The sequence below is a fragment of the Blautia sp. TF10-30 genome, assembly GCF_003481245.1.
Lineage (GTDB): Bacteria > Bacillota > Clostridia > Lachnospirales > Lachnospiraceae > Fusicatenibacter > Fusicatenibacter saccharivorans.
The window spans coordinates 33,429-55,591 of record NZ_QUKM01000018.1; the positions used below are offsets into that span (position 1 = coordinate 33,429).

General features: G+C 46.7%; 18 protein-coding genes. 3 read left to right on the forward strand and 15 right to left on the reverse strand.

Annotation, left to right across the window (positions count from 1 at the left end; all coding sequences use genetic code 11):
• Positions 1 to 2: 2 nt before the first annotated feature.
• Both DXD02_RS13675 and DXD02_RS13680 read right to left on the reverse strand, forming a co-directional pair.
• Entirely contained in the window at positions 3 to 935 is a 933-nt protein-coding gene (locus DXD02_RS13675) for a ParB/RepB/Spo0J family partition protein (protein ID WP_117510630.1), read from the reverse strand.
• Positions 935 to 1,705: a ParA family protein gene (locus tag DXD02_RS13680; RefSeq protein WP_022461756.1), complete on the reverse strand. Its 771-nt coding sequence runs from the start codon at positions 1,703 to 1,705 to the stop codon at positions 935 to 937. The genes DXD02_RS13675 and DXD02_RS13680 overlap by 1 nt, the downstream gene beginning before the upstream one ends.
• Before the next feature lie 2,006 nt (positions 1,706 to 3,711).
• Between DXD02_RS13680 and DXD02_RS13690 the strand changes: the two genes are divergently transcribed.
• Complete coding sequence (locus tag DXD02_RS13690) at positions 3,712 to 4,674, forward strand: alpha/beta fold hydrolase (protein WP_117510633.1); 963 nt, start codon at positions 3,712 to 3,714, stop codon at positions 4,672 to 4,674.
• Between the two features lie 99 nt (positions 4,675 to 4,773).
• Here the strand turns inward: DXD02_RS13690 and DXD02_RS13695 are convergent, their stop codons facing one another.
• From DXD02_RS13695 to DXD02_RS13715, 5 genes are all read right to left on the reverse strand, one after another.
• Positions 4,774 to 5,583, reverse strand: coding sequence for a hypothetical protein (locus DXD02_RS13695; protein WP_055266712.1), 810 nt, complete (start codon positions 5,581 to 5,583; stop codon positions 4,774 to 4,776).
• Positions 5,584 to 5,729: 146 nt separating this feature from the next.
• Entirely contained in the window at positions 5,730 to 7,316 is a 1,587-nt protein-coding gene (locus DXD02_RS13700) for a DUF4340 domain-containing protein (RefSeq protein WP_118666990.1), read from the reverse strand.
• Positions 7,316 to 8,833: a GldG family protein gene (locus tag DXD02_RS13705; protein ID WP_022462024.1), complete on the reverse strand. Its 1,518-nt coding sequence runs from the start codon at positions 8,831 to 8,833 to the stop codon at positions 7,316 to 7,318. Before DXD02_RS13705 ends, DXD02_RS13700 begins: the two co-directional genes overlap by 1 nt.
• Positions 8,834 to 8,845: 12 nt before the next feature.
• Positions 8,846 to 9,709, reverse strand: coding sequence for an ABC transporter permease subunit (locus DXD02_RS13710; RefSeq protein WP_118666991.1), 864 nt, complete (start codon positions 9,707 to 9,709; stop codon positions 8,846 to 8,848).
• A complete protein-coding gene (locus DXD02_RS13715; protein WP_118666992.1) occupies positions 9,706 to 10,815 on the reverse strand; it encodes an ABC transporter ATP-binding protein in 1,110 nt (369 codons plus the stop codon). The genes DXD02_RS13710 and DXD02_RS13715 overlap by 4 nt, the downstream gene beginning before the upstream one ends.
• A 310-nt stretch (positions 10,816 to 11,125) precedes the next feature.
• On the opposite strand from DXD02_RS13715, the gene DXD02_RS13720 reads away from it, so the two are divergent.
• Positions 11,126 to 12,472, forward strand: a complete 1,347-nt coding sequence (locus DXD02_RS13720) for an ArnT family glycosyltransferase (protein WP_158581222.1) — start codon at positions 11,126 to 11,128, stop codon at positions 12,470 to 12,472.
• Between the two features lie 82 nt (positions 12,473 to 12,554).
• Here the strand turns inward: DXD02_RS13720 and rsmG are convergent, their stop codons facing one another.
• From rsmG to rpmH, 8 genes are all read right to left on the reverse strand, one after another.
• Complete coding sequence (rsmG, locus tag DXD02_RS13725; protein WP_117805250.1) at positions 12,555 to 13,280, reverse strand: 16S rRNA (guanine(527)-N(7))-methyltransferase RsmG; 726 nt, start codon at positions 13,278 to 13,280, stop codon at positions 12,555 to 12,557.
• A gap of 124 nt (positions 13,281 to 13,404) precedes the next feature.
• Complete coding sequence (mnmG, locus tag DXD02_RS13730) at positions 13,405 to 15,276, reverse strand: tRNA uridine-5-carboxymethylaminomethyl(34) synthesis enzyme MnmG (protein ID WP_118666994.1); 1,872 nt, start codon at positions 15,274 to 15,276, stop codon at positions 13,405 to 13,407.
• Between the two features lie 44 nt (positions 15,277 to 15,320).
• On the reverse strand, positions 15,321 to 16,709 hold the full coding sequence (gene mnmE / locus DXD02_RS13735; RefSeq protein WP_118666995.1) for a tRNA uridine-5-carboxymethylaminomethyl(34) synthesis GTPase MnmE: 1,389 nt from the start codon (positions 16,707 to 16,709) through the stop codon (positions 15,321 to 15,323).
• 171 nt (positions 16,710 to 16,880) lie between these two features.
• Positions 16,881 to 17,705, reverse strand: a complete 825-nt coding sequence (gene jag, locus DXD02_RS13740; protein WP_022462269.1) for an RNA-binding cell elongation regulator Jag/EloR — start codon at positions 17,703 to 17,705, stop codon at positions 16,881 to 16,883.
• A 13-nt stretch (positions 17,706 to 17,718) separates the two neighbouring features.
• Positions 17,719 to 19,014: a YidC/Oxa1 family membrane protein insertase gene (yidC, locus tag DXD02_RS13745; RefSeq protein WP_118666996.1), complete on the reverse strand. Its 1,296-nt coding sequence runs from the start codon at positions 19,012 to 19,014 to the stop codon at positions 17,719 to 17,721.
• 23 nt (positions 19,015 to 19,037) lie between these two features.
• Entirely contained in the window at positions 19,038 to 19,247 is a 210-nt protein-coding gene (gene yidD, locus DXD02_RS13750) for a membrane protein insertion efficiency factor YidD (RefSeq protein WP_022462271.1), read from the reverse strand.
• A complete protein-coding gene (gene rnpA / locus DXD02_RS13755; RefSeq protein ID WP_022462272.1) occupies positions 19,244 to 19,591 on the reverse strand; it encodes a ribonuclease P protein component in 348 nt (115 codons plus the stop codon). The genes yidD and rnpA overlap by 4 nt, the downstream gene beginning before the upstream one ends.
• 98 nt (positions 19,592 to 19,689) lie before the next feature.
• Positions 19,690 to 19,824: a 50S ribosomal protein L34 gene (gene rpmH, locus DXD02_RS13760; RefSeq protein ID WP_005952426.1), complete on the reverse strand. Its 135-nt coding sequence runs from the start codon at positions 19,822 to 19,824 to the stop codon at positions 19,690 to 19,692.
• 707 nt (positions 19,825 to 20,531) lie between these two features.
• Between rpmH and dnaA the strand changes: the two genes are divergently transcribed.
• Entirely contained in the window at positions 20,532 to 21,872 is a 1,341-nt protein-coding gene (gene dnaA / locus DXD02_RS13765) for a chromosomal replication initiator protein DnaA (protein ID WP_022462273.1), read from the forward strand.
• Positions 21,873 to 22,163: the final 291 nt, after the last annotated feature.

Genomic DNA, 22,163 nt, shown 5'->3' on the forward strand with positions numbered 1-22,163 from the left:
TCTTACTGTATTGATTCAAACAGATCCATGATTCTCTCGAGCTCTTCCTGGGAATAATACTCGATCTCGATCTTTCCTTTGTGCTTTGCCCCGCGGTGAATGGAAACCTTCGTACCAATGATGCTCTTAATTTTCTCTTCCAGACCTTCGTAGATGGCTTCCTCTTCCAGATTGACTTTCTTTTCTTTCTTCACCTTCGGATTCAGGATCTCTTTGACCAGGCGCTCGGTCTCACGGACACTGAGCTTTTCATCGAAGATTTTCATTGCCGTATTGTACTGGAGCTCTTTATTCTCCAGCGCCAGCAGCGTACGCACATGACCGGTTGTCAGCATTTCATCGACAACCATCTGCTGTACCCTGTCGTCCAGTTTCAGGAGACGCATCGAGTTTGTAACCGCCGTTCTGCTCTTGGAAACGCGCTCTGCGATTTCATCCTGGCGGAGATGGAACTCTTCCATCAGGCGTTTGTATGCATGTGCCTCCTCAATCGGGTTCAGGGATTCTCTCTGAATATTTTCAATCAGGGAAATCTCGACAACTTCCTGCTCGGTAAAATCTTTGATGATGACCGGTACTTCTTTGATTCCGGCAAGCTTTGCAGCCCTCCATCTCCGTTCCCCTGCGATGATCTCATAATAATCATCTTTTTTCTGCACCAGAATCGGCTGTAGAACTCCGAACTGTTTAATGGATTCCGAAAGTTCGATCAGGCCGTCCTCGTCAAAGGATTTTCGCGGCTGTTCGCGGTTCGGTTCAATTTCGGAGATTTTCAGTTTCATCTCAACTGGTTTTTCGACAACTTTTTCAACAACCTTCTCGACTACTTTGACCTCCGGTTTTACCGGTTTCTCTTTTGCTTCTGCTTTGGCCGAATGTCCCGGTGAAATCAGGGAATCCAGGCCCTTGCCTAATCCTCCTCTTCTCGCTGCCATTACTCTTCATCCCCCCTGTGAATCACTTCGTCTGCCAGGAGACGGTAGCTCTCTGCACCGGTGGACCGCTTGTCGTAATAGTTGATCGGCATACCGTAGCTCGGTGCCTCCGCAAGGCGGACATTTCTCGGAATAATGGTTTTGTAGATATTCTGATCCAGGCTGTCTTTTACGTTTTCTACTACCTGCAGAGAAAGATTCGTTCTCGCATCGTACATGGTAAAGACAACGCCTTCCATCTCCAGTTCCGGATTCAGACGCTCCTGCACCAGCTCAATCGTGTGCATAAGCTGGGATAAGCCCTCCAGTGCGTAATATTCACACTGAATCGGCACCAGAACGGTGTCCGCGGTGGTCATCGCGTTGATTGTCAGCATATTTAAGGATGGCGGACAGTCAATAATAATGAAGTCGTACTGATCGCGAACCTGATCAATTGCGTTTTTCAGGATGAATTCTTTGTCTTCCACCCCGATCAGCTCGATCTCCGCTCCGGCCAGATTGACATTGGAAGGGATAAGGGAAAGATTGTCAAAATTCAGAGGAATGATGCAGTCCTCCAGTTTTGACTCTCCAAGAAGCAGCTCATAGATGGTATTTTCCACTTCATTTTTCTCTACTCCCATTCCGCTGGTGGTATTTCCCTGCGGGTCCATATCAATGGTCAGAACTTTTTGTCCCATTTCTCCTAAACAGGAAGAAAGGTTAATTGCGGTGGTAGATTTGCCTACGCCGCCTTTCTGGTTTGCAATTGCAATTGTTCTTCCCAAAATATGTATTGCCTCCTTTCATCTTTTTGTTTTCCATTTGCAGTTTTTCCTTTTTACAGGAAATGACCTGCCGGCACTTCTTTCAAAAAAATGATTCATGCGGCAGGTGTTTTGGCATATAGATAGGAAAAATCTCCTTTTCTATGCCAGTCTATCTGAGGAATTCTTCAGATTCTATCTCAAAATTGCCCCAATTTGGGACAAAGATATTTTATCATACTACGCCGGATTTTACTACTGGAAATGTTTCACGTGAAACATTTTCTGCATTTTTGCATGATTAGGCGGTTTGAAACATAAGAAAATTGGAGATTTTTGGCGATGTTTCACGTGAAACATTTTGAAAAGCACTGTTTTACAATAATTTTTCTCGGTTTTTACGCTGTTTAAAGGCTTTTTGGAATTTTTTCAGCGATGATTTTGCATTTTTTTGATGGTTTCCAAGTAATTCTGCAATGTCAGAACATTTTTTCTGTTTCACACAGTTTTTATAAAATGTTTCACGTGAAACATTTTAATTTTTGACGTTTTTGAGGTATAAATATACTGGAAACGTTATTTTAATCGTGTGATGCTCTTTTTCAAGGAAATCTCAGGTGATTAGGAAGAAAAAATCAACTTATCAGGATATTATTGATACATAGATCAGGAATCAAAACTGTTTATGGTTGTTCGGTGATCGTAAATGTCTCTTTTGTATATAAAATGTATTTTTATTCACCAGGGCTCTGTTTTTTCATCGTTCTTCCTCGCTTTTTTCAAATTTGCAGCATTTTTCTCTTTATTTTCATCAGTAAGAGGCATAATCCGTGAGACATCCTCTTTTTCATTTTTTCTCCAGTTTTTCTCTTTTCGGGCGGTTTTTCTTTGATTTTTTTTATTTTACAGGCCAAGCTGCACATTTTCTGTTTTTTATCGATTTATTTGATTTCACTATAATTTTTCTGTTTTTATGGTTTTAATATTTTTCTCTCGCTGCCACGTCTTTTATCCTCTTTTCCATCTTTCTGGCTTACCTTTTTCTTTTTTTGTAAACAATCTCACTTTTTCTCTTTTATCAACATTTTTTATTCCTTCTCTCCGTTTTTTATCCCTCATCGCCATTTCACACCATTTTCTTGCCTTTCACTGCCTCTCCCTCCCGTTTTTATTCTTTTCGCCCATGTCTATACTACATTTTCCCCTTTTCAGTCGTTTTTTGCCTTTTCTCAACTCATTTTTATCTTTTTTGCTTTTTCCGCCTCTTCCGTCGTTTTACACCCTCTTTTTGCTATTTTTTTAGATCGTCCTTCATTTTTTCGTTTCTACTTATGTCACTTTTCCCGTCTCATTTTTCACGTTTCACGTCTCTCAAAATGTTTCACGTGAAACATCGTTTTTTACGATTTTCGGTCTTCGGCGATCAGTGAGAAGCGATTTGCTTCCCGGCTTTCCGAAAATCACTCTCATTTTTCACCTCTCTTATTTTTAAAATAATCGTATTTTCTATTCTATTTTTGATTTTCTCCGTATTTTCTACATTTTTCCTGTATTTTCGCGTGTTTCACGTAGTTTTTCGTCTCTGTTTTCTCTCTTTTATTAAATTATTTAATTATATTTTTATATTTTCGTATGAATTGAACTTTTACATTCGTTTTTTCGGATTTTCCAAACCATTTACTAAACGCATTTTGGGACCATTTTTTCATGGATTTTTACCAATCTGGAAGGATTTTATCCCATAGTGCCGTTTTCATGCTTTTATGTGTATTATTGCATCATTTTTTCTCTGTTTTTTGCAGTTATGTAAACTATTTAAATATGCCATTCGCCAGTAGTTGACATAACGTAGTTCTCCTGAATTGTCTACGCTTTTTGTTAAATTGCGCCTTGTTTTCGTCTCTTTTTCTCATTTTTCCCTTAATTTTTGCATTGTATCTTTCCCTTTTTTCGCTTATAATAAGCTCAACACAACGTTTCGAACCGATTCCTCCCCTCCGGGAGACCCCTGAAAGGAGTTTTATCATATGAAACACAGCAAAAAACTGGTCACCTTGAGTGTCCTCACCACGATGTCCGGCGCAGCGATTTACTTTCTGAATAAAACGCTCGATACCGCCGCCGTACGGAAAAACCTGCTCGCCTCGGCTGAAAAAGAGATCTTTTCCTGGCAGTTCGGCGATATTTTTTACACAAAAAAAGGCACCGGAACCCCGATGCTCTTACTTCATGACTTACATTGTGCCTCCAGCGGCCGCGAATGGCAGTATATTGAGGATACTCTCGCAAAGGATCACACCGTCTACACACTCGATCTTCTCGGCTGCGGCCGTTCCGACAAGCCGGCGATCACGTACACGAACTTTTTATACGTACAGCTCATCGTCACCTTCATCAAGCAGGTCATCGGATGTCCAACCGACGTAATTGCATCCGGTTTATCCGGTTCTTTCGTCGTAACCGCCTGCAATACAGCCCCGAAATGCTTCGGCCGAATCATGATGATCAACCCGACCGACCTTGCCAAGCTCAACAAAATTCCGGATAAACGCAGCCGCTTCCTGAAACGCATGATTGAGCTCCCGCTTGTCGGCACGCTGCTGTACCACACGCTCACCGGCCGCTCCAACATCGAGCTTTTATTCACCGAGAGCTATTATCACAACCCATTTCACCGCTCACCGGAGGACGTAGACGCCTTCTACGAGTCCGCACACCTCCAGAACAGCGCCGGAAAGTACCTTTTTGCAAGCCTTGCGGGCAATTACGTGAACCTCAACATCGGCCACGCCTTAAAACACATCGACAACAGCATGTTCCTCATCGGCGGTGAGGAGGAACCAGGCATCGCAGAAACCTTTGCGCTGTACACGGCACTCAACACTTCCATCGAAACCCAGATCCTGCCGAAAACAAAGCACATGCCACAGATGGAGGCCCCACAGGCCCTCTTAGACCAGATCCAGATCTTCTTCGCACCGGTACAGTAATACCCCCTTCTGCTCCCGGCCTCGAGCGAAAAAAATGAGACAAAAAAACGGAGAATTTACTGATATTTCCATGTCAGTAAATCCTCCGTTTTTCCATTTTTAACCCGGCTCACAGTCCATTTCCAACGCATCTTCCTCTGCGCCCGGATAATCCGTTGGCGGCGCTGTATACGTTTCCATTCCCTCTTTTATTTCATCCATCGTATAAATATTAATTCTCTCCTCCGGCGCTGCATCCGGGTCAAATTCCACCGTTTCTCCCAGTGCAAGCATCATTGGCTCATCCGCATTTCTTTTCTCATCTGCAATCTCATACGCGTTTACATATTCACCCGACGCAGTCTCTACATACTGTCCAAACCCGTCGCAAAGCCGGTAATAAAGCTCCTTTTCCGCATCTTTCTCCAGAAAATACAAGGATTTCTGCCCGATCACCGGATCAAGGTCGCAGAAGCTGATCTGTATATAGTTCTCCCGCCGTTCCTCCTCCGAATACTCCGCTTTCAGCTCCTCTGCGTTCCAGTACGTAATTCCCGCATCCTCCATGGACTGCAGATACTCTTCCACCGTAACTGCTCCGCCCGGCTTTCGAACCGTAATATGTTCTCCGGCTTCCATATCACCTTTCAAAACGTCATCCACCCGCAGTGAAATATCGGTTGCAATCTCAATTCCCCCGGCAAAACAGCTATAATCCTCTACCGTTCCTAGAACAATGAGATCGCTTCCCTCTTTCTGCTCATAAAAGCTATTATAAAACCGATCCCACTCCTTCAACCCTCCGTACTGCATATTTACCTTTGCCGGATCCAGATTTTCAAACCGCATTTTCTCCTCTGTTTCCGCCGTTTCTGCATTACCGCAGCCCACCAGCAGAATACACAATACTGTCAAACAAACCTTTTTCATCCTTTCACCCCCCATCCACCGTCTTTGTTATACTCCCATTATACTTCTTCCGCTTTCATTTTCCCATAAAAAAGCGGAAGACTTACTGATTTTTTCACTCTCAGTAAATCCTCCGTTTTCAATTTTAACCAGATTTTAATGACTCTTTATTCCGCTGATTCTGACGTGCTGTCTGAAGAACTGTCATCTTCCGTCTTTGCCGCAAGCAGTTTCCCGTAATTTTCCAGCATGGTCTTCACGTTATTTTTATTCACAAGAGACGGCACTCCGTCCTCATCTACCGTGTAATAGAAGCTCGAATCATACGGGCTGTAAGCAAATGTCAGGTCGCCGTCTGTCATATGGAAGACTGCGGTAAACTCGGCATCCTTGGCCTGCACGAGGCTTTCATCCTTCGTCTGCGCCTTCAGGCCAATGAGCGAAGAATAGAACGTGGTAAACGTTGATTTATCAATCGTTTCATCGCCGCAGATGTAACTGATTTCCTGTGTTGTGGAATCGCTGTCGTCATCCTTTTTCTCTTCCACATGGCGTACATACGTCTTCGTCTCGCCGTTATACGTAATATCAAGACTCGTCAGATCCGATACATTTTCCATGCCGATATACATGTTCCAAAAATCAGATGCCTTCTTTCCGGTGAAGGTTTCAACGTTCGAAGCCGTCATCAGATGAACTTCATTCGAGCCGTCCAGCTTCACGTAATAAGAACCGCCGTCCTCATTTGCATTGCCGACATACAATACCAGATCTTTCTCCACCGTAACGGTTGTCGTTTCGGAAGAAGAGCTCGTTGCAGTGCTGTCGCTTGATGCAGAATCTGTTGTGGAATCCGAAGAAGTATCTGCCGTTGTTGTATCGTCAGCCTCAACCTCCTGCTCTTCCGTGTAATGCACGCGAATCGTCGTCTTTGGCTGATCCAGTCCGTACTGGGAAAGATCCGATGCGTTGTACGTAACAAGATCTCCAAAGCTAAGAGATGCCACTGCACTTGTCATGGTGCCGATCGAATCCGCATCACCGCCATGTGCCGCTCCATCTGCGTTCACAACCTGCCATTCATCCGTCTGGAGTGCCGAATCAGCAGCGCTTACTTCTTTTGTCAGCGTATATCCGTTCTCACCATCCACCTGCAGCTTTGTAATGTTTTCCGCCGTCACAGATGGCATGGATTCCGTTGTCGCCCACTCCATCATATCGGACGGGAACATCGTTCCAAGCGATGTGCTTACCAGATAAACCTTACTCGTATCATCGTTCAGATAAATATAGTATCTGCTCGAGCTGTTCTTATCTCCGACATGAATCGTCGTTTTCTCGTCTCCCGCAGTCACTACAACCTCCTGAGACGGCGTCTCGAGCCCAAAATCGGCCATAGAATCGATTTCATCGCCTTCAATGACTCTTTCTGCTGTCATGCTGCTAAGAGAGCTTAAAACGTTCGTTATCTTGCCCTCATCCAGTGGGAATCCATCCTCCTGATCGTATGTCCAGATATCGGTATCATCGTCTCCTGCTGTTTTCGTAAAGGACACCGTCTCTCCGTTGATCTGGAACGAAAGCGCTGTTACATCATCTTTTGAAAAATCAACCACTTTTTCGGCGTCTGCACCAGAATCCGAACTGCCGCTGTCCGCATCGGCGGTGCTGTTTTTCTTCGTCAGCACCACCAGTACGGCAAGAAGCAGTACCAAAAGGATCAGGCAGGCCGCCATCTTTCCTTTTTTCTTCATCACTGTTTTCTCCTCTTCATCCAGATCATCACGCCAATCACAACAAGTACCAGCGGAATTCCCGCAATGGTAATAATAGACCAGGTGTTAACTGCTCCCTGTGTAAATACCAGGTTTGTATAGCTTGTGCTCTTGCTTGGAATAACAACGGTCTGCTCCACATCACACATGGAGGTCAGTGCAGTCGCTGCCAGCTTCGAGTTCGCACCGCTGATTGCCTGGTCAATCTGGCTGCTCAGCATCGATGCACTCGAGAAATAAATGATCTGTGTCTCTTTATCATCTACAGTTTCTGTAATGGAAACGCCAAGGTCAAATGCGCCCGTCTCACTGTCCGCACTCTTCGACCAGGTGCTGTTCTCCGGGTCATTTTCAATATAAGCGTCCTCGGTGGTCGTCAGAAGGCTCTTGATCGTAATGGTATCACGATAAGAATCGAGCTTCTGAATTGCCTGTGCAACCGGCATCAGAATGTAATTACTCTTTACTTCGGTTGTAATGTCATCACTCTGAATGTTCGGCAGCAGATAATACGGCATCTGCGGATAATAATGCTGGGAATCGGTCTCCACAACAATTCCGCTGGAGCGTTTCACGCCGTAATTTTCCAGAATGGAATCCAGATTTGGCATATCCGTTCCGGTATAGCTGGTGAACATCAGAAGTTTTCCGCCGTTTTCCAGGTAGGTAATGACTTTATTTGCCTCATCCTCTGAAAAATCGGTGGTCGGGGACATGATTACAAGCTCCTCGGCATCCTCCGGGATATCGTCTGTCATCAGGGCAAGATCACTAATTTCCACATTGTTTTTGTTAATGGCATCACTGAAGTTTGTAGAGAGATCACTCTCGGAAGCCTCGCCGTGGCCGGTTACCCAGTAAACCTTCGGGTTGTTTTCACTCGTCACATACGTGATGGCGCTGGTAATCTGACCCTCGCCGTCAAAGCCGGTCGTCTGTGTCTGATAGGTCTGATAGTTTGTGGAAGTCTCCCACATATCACTGTTGCTGACCACCTTGCTCTTATCGCCGCATACGACAATCACACTGTTTGCAGCTACCGTCTGATCGGTATACTGGCTCGTAAATTTCGGATACAGATCCGGGTCTTTTGTCTCTACTTTGATATGGTCAGAAAGCTCATCGTAGTGCTCCAGCAGCTTCTCGATGGTGTCATCCTCACTGCCCTTCTGCACAATATAATACAGGGTAACGTCTTGATCGAGATCCTTTAATGCCGTTTTCGTCTCATCTGTAATGGAATACATTTTCTGGGTACTCAGGTCAATCTGCGTTTTACTGGTCGGAATCTGCGCCACGATCAGGTTGATGACCACAATCACAGCCAGAACTATCACCGTCATAATCGAAGAATAAGAGCCCTGTTTCAGGTGCTTTTTCTGCTCCTCGCCGGTGAACACTTCCTTCAGATGTTCTTTGGAGAACGTCTTTTTCAGCTTTTCTTTAATGTTAAAATTCATTTTATGCTGTTTCTTTTCCTTCTTTTCGCTGCTCATCGTCTCCACCTCCTAATTCCAGCGTTTTTTCTGCAGGGACTGCATTGCAAGGAAAGTGCAGATTGCAATAACGGACAGGTAATAAACAACACCGCCGATGTCCAGAATACCGTTCACAAAGTTATCCATATGGCCTGCCATGTTGAATATACCGAGCAGATCCTGGATTTTTCCCTCAAGAAGGGTGGATTTTATGAAGTAAACTGCTGTCAGCGCGCCCTCGCCAATCACGGCAATCACGCCGGTAATGATCGGGTTTTTAATCATACTGCCGATCCAGAGACATACCAGCGCAATGATGATAAAGAACGCAAAAAAGGAACTTCCGGCTCCCTCCGGGAAGAAATTTGCAATACCGCTCTCCACGTAGCACAGGAACAGGATCACAAAGCCGACAACGGCTGCGATGACCTGACTCTCGGTGATGGAGGAAACAAACACGCCGACCGAAATATAGGCTGCTCCCAGCAGGAAATAGCCAAGGATCGAAGTGTAGGATACAGCGTAGGAAACTGTTCCGTGGGTTCCAAGAAGCAGCGGATACAGGCACATAATCAGCACTGGAATCACATAAATGGTGAGAAGTGCCAGATATTTTCCAAGGATAATATCGGAAATTTTTACCGGTGCGGTAAGGAGCAGCTGATCCGTCTTATTTTTCTGCTCCTCCGACAGGACACGCATCGTCAGAACCGGTACTGCGATCAGCAGAATAAATGCGGAATTCTGCAGTGCGTATCCGATCTCCGGGTAACCCTGCTGCAGGTTGATGGCCGTAAAATACAGACCGAACAGCGCCAGAGTAAACGCCATAAACAGATATCCGACCATGCTTGTCAGATAGCTTTTTAACTCTTTTTTATAAATCGCCGTCATTGTGCGTCTCCCTCCTCCTGTTTTGTTTCAGCGGCTGATTCTGCTGTATCTGTGCTTTCTTCTTCCGACGTTTCCCCGACAGCCGTTTTGTCTGCTTCCGGTTCACATTCTTTTTCACATTCTTTTTGTTTCAGCTGTTCTTTCTCTGCTTTTTTCAGCTTTCTTGCAGCCTTTCCGGAATCATCGGTCAGCTCCAGGAAGACGTCTTCCAGAGACATCGAGGAGGAAGTCAGCTCGAGGATCGGGCAGTTGGCCTTTGCCAGTGCATAGAACAGCTCCTCGCGGATATCCTTATCCTTTTCAGTGGTAATTTTTACCTTAATCTGCTCCTCATTCGGCGTATTTTCATATTGGATCTCTTTTGCATCGAGCGCATTAAGCGCCGGAACCAGCTGCTTTCTCGTTCCGTGAACGGTACATGTAACCGTGTTTGATCCAAGCATCAGTTTACTTAAGTTTTCCGGGGTATCACTCGCAACGAGCTGTCCCTTTGCGATAATCATGACGTAATCGCAGACGGCGCTGACCTCGGAAAGGATATGGGAACTTAAGATAACGGTATGTTTTTTGCCCAGTGATTTAATCAGATCGCGGATCTCAATGATCTGCTTCGGGTCCAGACCTACGGTCGGCTCGTCGAGAATGATGATCGGCGGATAACCGAGCACCGCCTGTGCCAGTCCGACTCTCTGACGGTATCCTTTCGACAGGTTCTTGATCAGACGGTTCTGCATATCGGTGATCTTCACCAGATTCATGACCTCAAGAATCTGTTTCTTTCTCTGATCCTTTGGAATTTTCTTTAATTCCGCCACGAATTTCAGATATTCCAGAACGGTCATGTCCGTGTAGACCGGCGGCAGCTCCGGCAGATAGCCGATGCATTTTTTTGCCTCCTCCGGCTCCTCCAGGATGTTGTGGCCGTTGATCAGCACTTCGCCCTCCGTAGATGCCAGATAGCCGGTGATGATGTTCATGGTCGTTGATTTTCCGGCTCCATTCGGGCCAAGAAATCCATAGATCTGGCCTTCTTCTACGGTAAAACTCAGGTTATTGACAGCTACGTGGTCGCCATAGCGTTTCACCAGGTTTTTAACCTCTATCAATGTTCCTTCCTCCTTGTTTCTTAAAGCAGTTCCGGCCCGCCCTTGGGGGTGAAAGAGCCGGAGATGCTCTCATTTTCTAAAGACACTTTATCTTATTCTGAAAATGTGATAATTTGCTGGAAAATTTGTGAAAAAACAGTGAAGCCATGGAGCAGTTTGTTTGTTTTTCGACGAAAAATCAATTTCTTTTACCATAAGAATCATGTATACTATAACGTATCCGCGGACAGACGCTTTTCCATTTTTGTTCCGCCGCAAAATATTACGCCGGACTTTTTCCCGTCCGGGACTGGAGATTTTAGGAGACTCTATGAATAAAAAAGACTACTACTGGGCCAAGTATATGCTGATTTTCGGCTTTTTCTGCATCTCTTTTGGCACCTCGATTTTCCTGAAAACCGAACACGCCCCCGATGAGGCGATGCGGATGCTGATTCCGGAATACATCGTCTCACACCACGCATTGCCGAACGGCATGGAGGAAGCGGTGCGCCACCCGCTGTGGGGCTTTTCCTATGCGCTGTATCCGTATCTGACTGCACTCATCAGCGCGGTATTTATGGGCATTGCAGCGCTGTTCAACGGAAGTGCAGCGGTTCTCTTAACTGCCGCCCGCCTCACCAGCGTCCTTTCCGGCACCGGCACACTGATCGTTGTCTTTCTGATCGGCGAAGAGCTCTTTGAACGGCGCGAATCCGCACTGCTCGGCGGTATTTTCGTCGGTTTTCTGCCGCAGTTTGTGTTCCTCTCCTGCTATGTGAACAACGACTCGTTCGCCGTTTTCACGGTCGCACTGATCATCTATTTCTGGATTCGCGGCATGAAAAGCGCATTCTGCAAAAAAGACTGTATCGGCCTGGGAGCAGGCTGCGGACTCTGCGCGCTGTCGTACTATAACGCCTACGCGTACCTGCTGTGCAGCATTCTGCTGTTCTTCGCGCTGATGATTCATTTCCGGAAACCGGCAAAAGAAATTTTTGTCAAAGCGCTGGCTGTTTTCGCTATCGCCTTCCTGATCGGCGGCTGGTTCTTCATCCGCAATGCCGTCATCCACGACGGCGATCTGCTCGGCATGCGCACCTCGAATGAATCCGCAGCGCTGTACGCAGCCGATGAATACAAACCAGAGAATCGTCAGACCCCGGCATCCGAAGGCTGGAACTTCCAGCAGACGTATTTACAGACCCCGGAGGGCCGCACCTCCAACTGGCTGTTCTCGACCGTCAGCAGCTTCATCGGCTCGTTCTCCTACATGACCGTCCATCTCCCGATGGTGCTTTATCTGCTGTACGGCGCCCTGATGGCATTCGGATTCCTAGTGTTTTTGTTCCTCGGCATGGTTCCGCACTGGTTCCGCAAAAAGCCGCAGCTTCTCCTCTTTGTGATGCTGTTCCTCGCCTGCCTGGTCACGCTGTTCATGGACATGTACAACACGTATTTCAGCGATTACCAGTCTCAGGGCCGCTACCTGATGCCGGCGCTCGTCCCTCTGATGATCTGGATCGACGACGGCTACTCTTCTCTCACCGCGAAACTTCCCGCCGAGTGGAAGCGCGCCTCCTGCCATCTGACACTCCTGCCTGGAACGATCTGGCTGGTACTGTTCCTCATCAGCTACATCGGATTTCTGATTCCGGGCTGCTGTATGGCATCCTAAACGTTTTCAGAACGTCAAAAAGCGCTGCAAAGAACTTTTTTCTTCTGTTCTTTGCAGCGCTTCTTTTATTTTTTTGAATTTTTTACTGAATCGGCTCCTTCGCCGGTGTTCCCGCTTTTCTCGGGTACTTTTTCGGCGTTGCCTTCCCCTTCTCGATACAGACAAACGATCGCTCATCCTCGGTTCCCGTAAGCTGGAAATAGACCGGCTCTTTTGCTTCGCCGCCGAGCACATGAATCGCTTTTTGAGCTGCGGCAAGCTCCTCATTCAATTTGCCCGATTTATACGAAACAAACCGTCCGCCCACCTTCACATACGGCAGACAGTACTCCGAAAGCGAGCTTAAATTCGCCACCGCGCGTGATACCACGAGATCAAACTGCTCCCGGTAATCCTTCTGGCGTGCGAAATCCTCGGCTCTTCCGTGAACCGCCGTGATTTTCGAAAGGCCAAGCTGTCCGATCACCTCATTCAGGAATTTCACTCTCTTATTCAGTGAATCCAGCAGTACAACTTCCACCTCCGGAAACGCGATTTTCAGCGGGATTCCCGGAAAACCGGCTCCCGTTCCCACGTCGAGAATGCGTCCCGCCTGTTCCACATCACAGACCTTCACCAGCGACAGACTGTCGAGAAAATGCTTCGTAATCACCTGATCGAACTCCGTAATCGCCGTCAGATTCATAAACGAATTCCACTCTACAAGCAGCTCATAATACTGCAGAAACTGCGTTTTCTGCTCCTCGGAAAGTGTGATTCCAAGCTCAAAAAGGCCGCGCTCAAATCCTTCAAGATTGTATTCTTTCATGTTGTTCTCCGTTCTACTCTATTCTTCCAAGTGCCCGCTGCACTTTTTGTTCCTGTCCACGCAGTATCAAAACACTTGCTGTTTCGCTGCATAAGAATGTAATTCAGCCATGCATATCTGTCCTTTATTTATGTCCCAGATACACCAGCAGAACCGAAATATCCGCCGGGGAAACGCCTGAAATACGGGACGCCTGGCCGATGTTGATCGGGCGGTACAGGTTCAGCTTCTGTTTCGCCTCGATACGCAGACTCTGAATCTCGTCGTAATTGATATTCTCCGGGATCTTCTTCTCTTCCATCTTCTTGAACTGCTCCACCTGCTTCATCTGGCGCTTGATGTAGCCGTCGTACTTGATGTTGATGTTGACCTGCTCCTGCACATCCTCCGGCAGCTTGGGTCTTTTCGGATCTACTTCCGCCAGCATCTTATAATTCAGCTCCGGCCGGCGGATCAGCTCTGCGAGCGAACTTCCGCCGGAAAGCAGCGTTGATCCATACTCTTCCAGAAGCTCATTGATGTTCGAGCTCGTTCCCACATACGTATTCTCCACGCGCTCAATCTCTTCCTGAATCTGCTGTTCTTTTACTTTCAGTGCCTCATACTGCTCCTCGCTGATCAGACCCACGCGGTAGCCGTATTTGCGCAGACGCAGATCCGCGTTGTCCTGACGGAGCAGCAGACGGTATTCCGCGCGGCTCGTCATCATACGGTACGGCTCATGGTTCTCTTTCGTCACGAGGTCGTCGATCAGAACGCCGATGTACGACTCCGAACGGTCGAGCACCAATTTCTCTTTTCCCTGTACGCAAAGCGCTGCGTTGATACCCGCGATCAGACCCTGTGCCGCAGCCTCTTCATATCCCGAACTACCGTTAAACTGGCCGCCGGAAAACAGATTTTTGATCGCCTTGAACTCGAGGGACGGCAGAAGCTGTCTCGGGTTAATGCAGTCGTACTCGATCGCATACGCATTCCGCACGATTTTCGCGTGTTCCAGGCCCGGCACGGTGTGATACATCGCAATCTGCACATCCTCCGGCAGTGAACTCGACATGCCGCCGACGTACATCTCGTTCGTGTATCTTCCCTCCGGCTCCAGGAACACCTGATGGCGGTTTTTATCCGCAAATTTTACGACCTTATCCTCAATCGAAGGACAGTACCGCGGACCCGTTCCCTCGATCATGCCGGAATACAGTGGCGACCGATTCAGATTTTCGCGGATAATTTTGTGCGTTTCTTCATTCGTATACGTCAGCCAGCAGGATTCCTGATCGATCTGTACGCTCTCCGGATCGGTCGAGAATGAGAACGGCACAACGCGCTCATCGCCAAACTGCTCTTCCATTTTCGAAAAGTCAATGCTCCGCTTGTCAATACGCGCCGGTGTTCCTGTTTTAAAACGCACCATCTCCACGCCGTTCGCTTTCAGGGAATCCGTCAGATGCGTCGCCGCCTGCAGTCCGTTCGGGCCGGTATACGTGCTCACATCGCCGTAAATGCACCGTGCATTCAGATAAACGCCGGTACAGAGGACGGCAGCCTTACAGTGGTAAATCGCGCCGGAAACGGCCTTTACACCCGTCAGAACACCGTCTTCCACGATCAGCTCCGCAATCTCCATCTGGCGGATCGTCAGATGATCGGTATTTTCAAGAACCTCGCGCATCGACTGGCTGTACGCCCGCTTATCCGCCTGCGCACGCAGCGAATGCACCGCCGGTCCCTTCGATTGATTCAGCATTTTCGACTGAATAAACGTCTTATCAATATTTTTACCCATCTCGCCGCCGAGCGCGTCGATCTCTTTTACGAGGTGTCCCTTCGAGGTTCCTCCGATGTTCGGATTGCACGGCATCATCGCGATGCTGTCGACACTTACCGTAAATACAACCGTTTCCAGCCCCATCCGCGCTGCCGCAAGTGCTGCCTCGCATCCCGCATGGCCCGCACCGATGACGGCAATATCAATTGTTTCTTCTAAAACTGCCATTTTTCCTGTCCTTTTCTGTCTAAACTCTACGAACTGTTTCGTGACTATTTGCCTGTACAGAACTTGCTGAAAATCTCATTCACAAGGTCCTCTCCCACCGCTTCACCGATGATCGAGCCAAGTTCCTCATACGCATTCATTAGGTCAATCGAGAAGAAGTCCTCCGGCATACCCATTTCGATGCTGCCTGCCGTCAGCTCCAGACTCTTTTTTGCTTCCAGAAGCGCCTGTTTATGACGCGCATTCGTGATGTAAACCTCATCGTTGAACGAAATTTCACCTTGGAAAAACATCTTTTTCATTTGCTCCTCCAGCTCTTCCATGCCCGTCTCTTCCCGCGCCGAAATGCTGATGACCGGAGCACCTGTCTTTTGCTCCATCTCCTCTTTTTCGATCACCGCGGTCAGATCTGATTTATTCAGCAGCACAATCGCCTTGCGCCCTTTCAGGATTTCCATAATTTTCGCATCATTCTCATCGAGCGGCACCGACGCATCCACCACGTAGAGGATCAGATCCGCATCTTTTGCGTGTTCGAGCGCACGGTCCACGCCGATTTTCTCGACCGTGTCCGCCGTCTTGCGGATACCCGCCGTATCGAGAATCCGAAGGGAAATACCCTTCAGCACCAGATTTTCCTCGAGCACATCGCGCGTCGTTCCGGCGATATCCGTTACAATCGCCTTTTCCTCTCCGGCCAGCAGATTCAAAAGCGACGATTTTCCGGCATTCGGCTTTCCAAGAATAACTGTCTTGATGCCCTCCTGGATCATCTTACCCTCATCCGCAGATGCCAGGAGCTTTTCAACCTGTTTTTTCTGCTCCGCAACAACCACGGCCAGCCGCTCCGGGTATCCGTCCAGACTGATGTGCTCCGGGTCATCAAGCGCCGACTCGATAAACGCGATCTCATAAATCAGCTTCTCGCGAATTGCCCGGATCGCCTTTTTCACCGTTCCGCGCAGCTGGCTCTCGGAGCTTTTTAAGGCATAGGCACTTTTCGCCGAAATGACATCCATGACCGCTTCGGCCTGCGTCAGATCCATTCTTCCGTTCAGAAACGCCCGTTTCGTAAACTCGCCCGGATCTGCCGCCCGCGCGCCCGCATGTAAGACTGCCTCAAGCACCTTTTTTACCGCCAGCACACCGCCGTGACAGTCGATCTCGACGGTATTTTCACCTGTATATGTTTTCGGTCCTTTCATTACCATGACAAGGACCTCATCAATCACTTCCTCCCCTTCGGTAATCCATCCATAATGAATCGTATGGGATTTGACCGCGGAAAGCTTTTTTCCTTCTTTTTTTGCACGGAATACGCGGTCCGCCACTTCGAATGCATCGTTTCCGCTGATTCTTACAATACCAATTCCCGCCGGCGCCATCGCTGTGGACACTGCGGCAATTGTATCATCCAAATGAAATCCTGCCATTGTTTCCAGTCCTTTCTAAAACCTCTCTTTTTGGGGATCCCAGTATTCAGATCCACATTTTTTCTTTCCTTTCGCATGGCTCTGAATAGTTCCATTTTAGCAGAAAACCAGAAAAGACGGTACCCCGTATTTTACACAGGTACCGTCTTTTTGCATATTTTTTACGCTTTCTTATCGTTTCGGCGCTACAACAACGTGACGATATGGCTCGCTGCCCTCGCTGTAGGTCTCCACAAATTTATTTCCCTGCAATGCAGAGTGGATGATTCTTCTCTCGTAAGGATTCATCGGCTCCAAAGAAACCGGTCTTCTGGTCTTTTTCACTTTGTAAGCGATGTTTCTTGCCAGGTTTTCCAGTGTTTCTTTTCTGCGCTTGCGGTAATTTTCCGTATCAAGTTTGACACGAACGTAATCCTTCTGCTCTTTATTGACTACAAGGCTGGTCAGATACTGAAGGGAATCCAGCGTCTGTCCTCTTTTTCCGATCAGGATGCCCATATCCTCACCGGCAAAATCAACTTCAAGAGAACCATTCTCGGCATTGTACTCCATCTGGATCTCAACCGGGAGCTCCATGGCTTTGAACACGCCGCTTAAGAACTCAAGTGCCGTTGCCTTGATCTGGGCGATTTCCTCGTCTGTTCTCTGAACTACTTCACGCTCTTCTCTTGGCTCGGAGCGTCTTGCAGTTTCTGCCTGACGCGGAGCAGATTTTCTTTCCGTTTCTTTCTTTACAGCTTCTTTTTTCGGCGCTTCTTTTACCGGTGCAGGAGCTGCCTCTTTTTTCTCTGGTTTCTGGGGTGCTTCCGGTTCTTTTTCCGGTGCGGCTTTTACAGCGGCACGGATCACAGCCGGTTTACTTCCGATTCCAAAGAATCCGGAACTGCCTTCGCTGATGACCTGGATCTCCAGTTTATCGCTGGCAGCCTGAAGCTCGATGCAGGCTTTTGTAATGGCGTCGTCCACGGTTTTTGCGGATACTTCGATAAACTCCATAAAGATTTACCCCCTATTTTTTCTTTTTGCTGTTCTTTTCATCAAACTGTTTTACCATGTTTGCTTTCGCAGCGATGCTTCCGGCGCGGTATTCCTGATTGCTGTTATAATACTCAGTCGAAGCCTTTCTTGCTGCCTCTTTTTCCTCAGCAGACGGCTCTTCATTCTCCTGTACCTGAATATTACGCACACTCTGCGTTGCAGCCTGTGTGATTTTCTGCGGCGGAAGGCCGGCTTTTTCTCTCTTCTTGGCCGCTTTTTCCTGATTTTTGCGGATCACCTCATCCATGTCAATCGAGGACATATGACGGTTGATGATAACCTGCTGTACACTTCGAACGAGCGCACCGGCGATCCAGTAAATACCAATACCGATGGAAAATGATAAACACATAAACGCGGAGAAAACAGGCATTACCGTGTTCATGGTCTTCATGGAATTTTCCATGGAATTTGCTGTCTTATTTCCGTTGTTGGAAGATGGTGCCTGCGGCATCAGCTTGTAGTTCAGCCACTGGGTAAACCATGCCAGAACCGGCACCAGAATTGCTCCTGCAATCAGAAGAGCAGATCCGTTTGCCATACCCTCGCGGATGACATCCATCGGAGACTGTGTAATATTAAATCCAAGGAACATGTTGATATGCTTGGACTCCGCGGCGGTTTTTGTAATGGTATCCGCAATACCGGAGAACTCGCTGATATCGGCCAGCTTCGTCCACTGGGACGGTTTCAGCACATAAAACATGTCCAGAAGGTTATTTTCGGTTAATGTTTCACTTACTTTACTGTACATGGTAACACGGTTATCTGTGATAAACTGTGTCAGGATGTCAGAATATCCTGATACACCCATCATCTGTGTTGTCAGTCCCTGGAATACATTGCGGACACTTCCGATATATCCCGGAATATGATAGATAACCTGGTACAGTGCAAGCAGAATCGGCATCTGAATCAGCAGTGTACTGCAGCTTCCTGTCGGGGAGACACCGTATTTCTGATAAACTGCCATGGTTTCTTCAGATTTTTTCATCTGAGAAGCCTGATCTTTTTTGTTCTGATATTTCTTTTCAATTCTCTGCAGATCCGGCTGCATTACGCTCATCATCTTCGACATCTTCTGCTGCTTGATCTGAAGCGGCGTCAGAACGAGATAAATGATAATCGTATACAGAATAATCGCAATACCGATGTTCGGAATTCCAATTTTTTCCAGACAAAAATAAATTCCATTGATCAGCCAGCCGAGGATCTGGCATACCCACCCGATAATCGGCCACGTTGATTTACTCAGTACGATATCCAAAACGTCTTTTCCTCCTTATTTATCTACGGCACAGGGTCGTAACCTCCGTGTGAAAACGGGTTACATCTCAGTATTCTCCATAATGCCAGCAGACTTCCTTTGAAAGCACCATATTTCTGAATCGCTTCCAGCCCGTACTGCGAGCAGGTCGGCGTATAAGGGCAGTGCACCCTTTTCAGAGGAGACAGGTACTTCTGATAAAACCGGATACCTTTTATCAATACCGTCTTCATTTTTCTGTTTCCTTTAATATATGATGCAGTTTTCCCAGATGCAAAAGTGCTCCCTCTATCTCGAAATACGTACAGTTTTTTGCATTAACTCTTGCGATCACAACTACATCCATTCCACACTGAAATTCCTCTTCATGCAGACGATAACTCTCCCGGATCAGTCTCGCCAGATGGTGGCGCACAACGCTGTTTCCAACCTTTTTACTTACTGAAATTCCAATCCGGTTCCGTCCCAGCTGATTTTTCTTCACATACATGACCAGAAATCGGTTTGCAAACGATGTTCCCTGCTTATAAACCAGCTGAAAATCTCTGTTTTTTTTCAGGCTTTCCGAATATTTCATGAATCCATTCTTTCCTTCATGATTTGTCTAAATTTTCTTTTCATTGAATAGCTTTAGATAGAAGAAAAGACCACATAAATTTTATGCGGCCTTTGGTTTTATGCTGATAATTTTTTTCTTCCTTTTAATCTTCTTGCAGCTAAAACTTTTCTTCCACCTTTTGTGCTCATTCTTGCTCTGAATCCGTGAACTTTAGCTCTGGATCTTTTTTTCGGCTGAAATGTCATTTTCATAAGATAAGGCACCTCCTTTAAATTCTAATCAATAACTGCCTGCAAGGCAGTATTTCACTACATGTATGACAGAAAACATCATTTCAATTATATTCATAAACCCCCATTTCGTCAACCCTAAAATCAATAATTTTCGCAGTTTTTTCGGGAAAAATGCCGCTCTGACGCGGTTTTCCGGTCTGCCGCTGCCCGTGCCTTCCGTGTGCTGATTTTCGGTTTATCCACAACTTATCCACACTGTCCGCCACACGCGTACAAATACCTGTTCGATTTTTGCGCTTTCCACACGATATCTTGTAACCGTAATCAACATTATCCACAATCTGTGGATAACCTTGTGGATAACTTTCGGTTTTGCTGTGTACAACCTGTGGGCATTTCCAATTTTTCCAGTATTTACGCCATGTATAATGTGTATATAAGTTTTCCAGACTTTACACATTTCGGTTTTTCCAGCCCTCTATCCACAATTTTATCAACATAAGATTCCCTGTTATCCACAAACTATCCTCCATTTCATCAACAGGAAAATTTTTTACACATTCTGTGGATAAAAAAATAATTATCCACATTTTTGGGTTGAATAAAACGGCATTTTATTATATCATATAGAAGTAAAAATGCGACTATTCGGGGAAAATTTCGTTTTCCAGACAGAAGTTATCCCCAAAAAGCAATGATTATAGAAGCGGAGCGACAGAAAAAGCATGGAAATCGTACAAGATAAATGGAAAGAAATACTGCAGAGAGTGCGGGACGAGCACGAATTATCTGAGATCTCCTTTACTACATGGATTGAACCACTTACGATCCATTCGGTTGAGGACAATCTGATCACAATCCTGGTTCCATCCGAAAAAATGGGTCTCGATTACGTGAGCAAAAAATATACTCTTCCTATTAAAGTGGCAATCGCGGAAATCACAGGTGTCAACTATGAGATCCGCTTTATTCTTCCGGAAGAAGTGAAACAGGAAAAAGCGCCTGCTCCCGTCCAGAAAAATCTCTATGTGCCGAACCTGAATCCAAAGTATACCTTTGATACCTTCGTGGTCGGCAGCAATAACAAATTTGCCCATGCAGCTTCTCTCGCCGTGGCCGAATCCCCGGGAGAAATCTACAATCCGCTGTTTTTATACGGTGGTGTTGGACTGGGCAAAACCCATCTGATGCACTCGATCGCACATTTTATTCTTCAGAAGAACCCGTCTTCGCGGATTCTCTACGTAACGAGTGAAGAATTTACCAATGAAGTCATCGAGGCTATCCGAAACAGCAACAACACCGCAATGACCAAATTCCGTGAGAAATACCGCAATATCGACGTACTTCTCATCGATGATGTGCAGTTTATTATAGGAAAGGAATCCACGCAGGAAGAGTTTTTCCATACCTTCAATACGCTGCACGGCGCCAACAAACAGATCATCCTTTCTTCGGATCGTCCCCCGAAAGACATGGATATCCTGGAAGACCGCATCCGTTCCCGTTTCGAATGGGGACTCCTTGCCGATATCCAGAGCCCGGATTATGAGACGCGAATCGCCATTCTCCGAAAGAAACAGGAATTAGACGGCTATTCCGTCAGCGACGATGTGATCGAATACATCGCTTCCAATATTAAATCGAACATCCGTGAGTTGGAAGGCGCTCTCAACAAAATCATTGCATACGCAAACCTTGAAAAACGTGAAATCAACATTGATCTTGCAGAGCAGGTGCTGCGCGACATCATCTCCCCAAACGAGAAGAAGGTGATCACGCCGGAATTTATCATCGACACCGTTGCAGATCACTTCGATATTACGCCGTCCGACATTGTCGGCAGCAAGCGGAGCAGCAAAATCGTATTCCCGCGCCAGATCGCAATGTATCTGTGCCGCGAAATGCTCGATGCCCCGCTGACCGGAATCGGAAAAATGATGGGCGACCGCGATCATACCACTGTCATGCACGGCATTGAAAAGATCGAAAAGGAAATGAGTGCCAAAGACAGTGTCCGCAACACGGTAGATATCTTAAAGAAGAAGATTAACCCGTCTAAATAAGCGGCATAGCTATAACTCTGTCAAAACAGTTCGAACCGATCTACATTTATATAAGAAGAAACGCATCGGTTTACAGGCCCTTATTTATGCACAAACCGATGTGGAAAGCCTGTGGATGAATTGTGGACAAATTTGGAGCCTGAAGTTATCAACATTTCATACACAGGTTCACGTTCGATTATTCACAGAGTTATACAGATCCATTTTTCCAGTATTTCCGCATTCTCGAAGGGGTTATCCACATATCCACAGCCCCTACGACTAAGACTACGGATTTTTACTATATTTTTT

Excerpts from the sequence above, each read along its gene's own strand:
- DXD02_RS13675 (WP_117510630.1), bottom strand. The coding sequence starts at position 935 with ATGGCAGCGAGAAGAGGAGGATTAGGCAAGGGCCTGGATTCCCTGATT.
- DXD02_RS13690 (WP_117510633.1), top strand. The coding sequence starts at position 3,712 with ATGAAACACAGCAAAAAACTGGTCACCTTGAGTGTCCTCACCACGATG.
- DXD02_RS13695 (WP_055266712.1), bottom strand. The coding sequence starts at position 5,583 with ATGAAAAAGGTTTGTTTGACAGTATTGTGTATTCTGCTGGTGGGCTGC.
- DXD02_RS13700 (WP_118666990.1), bottom strand. The coding sequence starts at position 7,316 with ATGAAGAAAAAAGGAAAGATGGCGGCCTGCCTGATCCTTTTGGTACTG.
- DXD02_RS13705 (WP_022462024.1), bottom strand. The coding sequence starts at position 8,833 with ATGAGCAGCGAAAAGAAGGAAAAGAAACAGCATAAAATGAATTTTAAC.
- DXD02_RS13710 (WP_118666991.1), bottom strand. The coding sequence starts at position 9,709 with ATGACGGCGATTTATAAAAAAGAGTTAAAAAGCTATCTGACAAGCATG.
- DXD02_RS13720 (WP_158581222.1), top strand. The coding sequence starts at position 11,126 with ATGAATAAAAAAGACTACTACTGGGCCAAGTATATGCTGATTTTCGGC.
- rsmG (WP_117805250.1), bottom strand. The coding sequence starts at position 13,280 with ATGAAAGAATACAATCTTGAAGGATTTGAGCGCGGCCTTTTTGAGCTT.
- mnmG (WP_118666994.1), bottom strand. The coding sequence starts at position 15,276 with ATGGCAGTTTTAGAAGAAACAATTGATATTGCCGTCATCGGTGCGGGC.
- mnmE (WP_118666995.1), bottom strand. The coding sequence starts at position 16,709 with ATGGCAGGATTTCATTTGGATGATACAATTGCCGCAGTGTCCACAGCG.
- jag (WP_022462269.1), bottom strand. The coding sequence starts at position 17,705 with ATGGAGTTTATCGAAGTATCCGCAAAAACCGTGGACGACGCCATTACA.
- yidD (WP_022462271.1), bottom strand. The coding sequence starts at position 19,247 with ATGAAGACGGTATTGATAAAAGGTATCCGGTTTTATCAGAAGTACCTG.
- rnpA (WP_022462272.1), bottom strand. The coding sequence starts at position 19,591 with ATGAAATATTCGGAAAGCCTGAAAAAAAACAGAGATTTTCAGCTGGTT.
- rpmH (WP_005952426.1), bottom strand. The coding sequence starts at position 19,824 with ATGAAAATGACATTTCAGCCGAAAAAAAGATCCAGAGCTAAAGTTCAC.
- dnaA (WP_022462273.1), top strand. The coding sequence starts at position 20,532 with ATGGAAATCGTACAAGATAAATGGAAAGAAATACTGCAGAGAGTGCGG.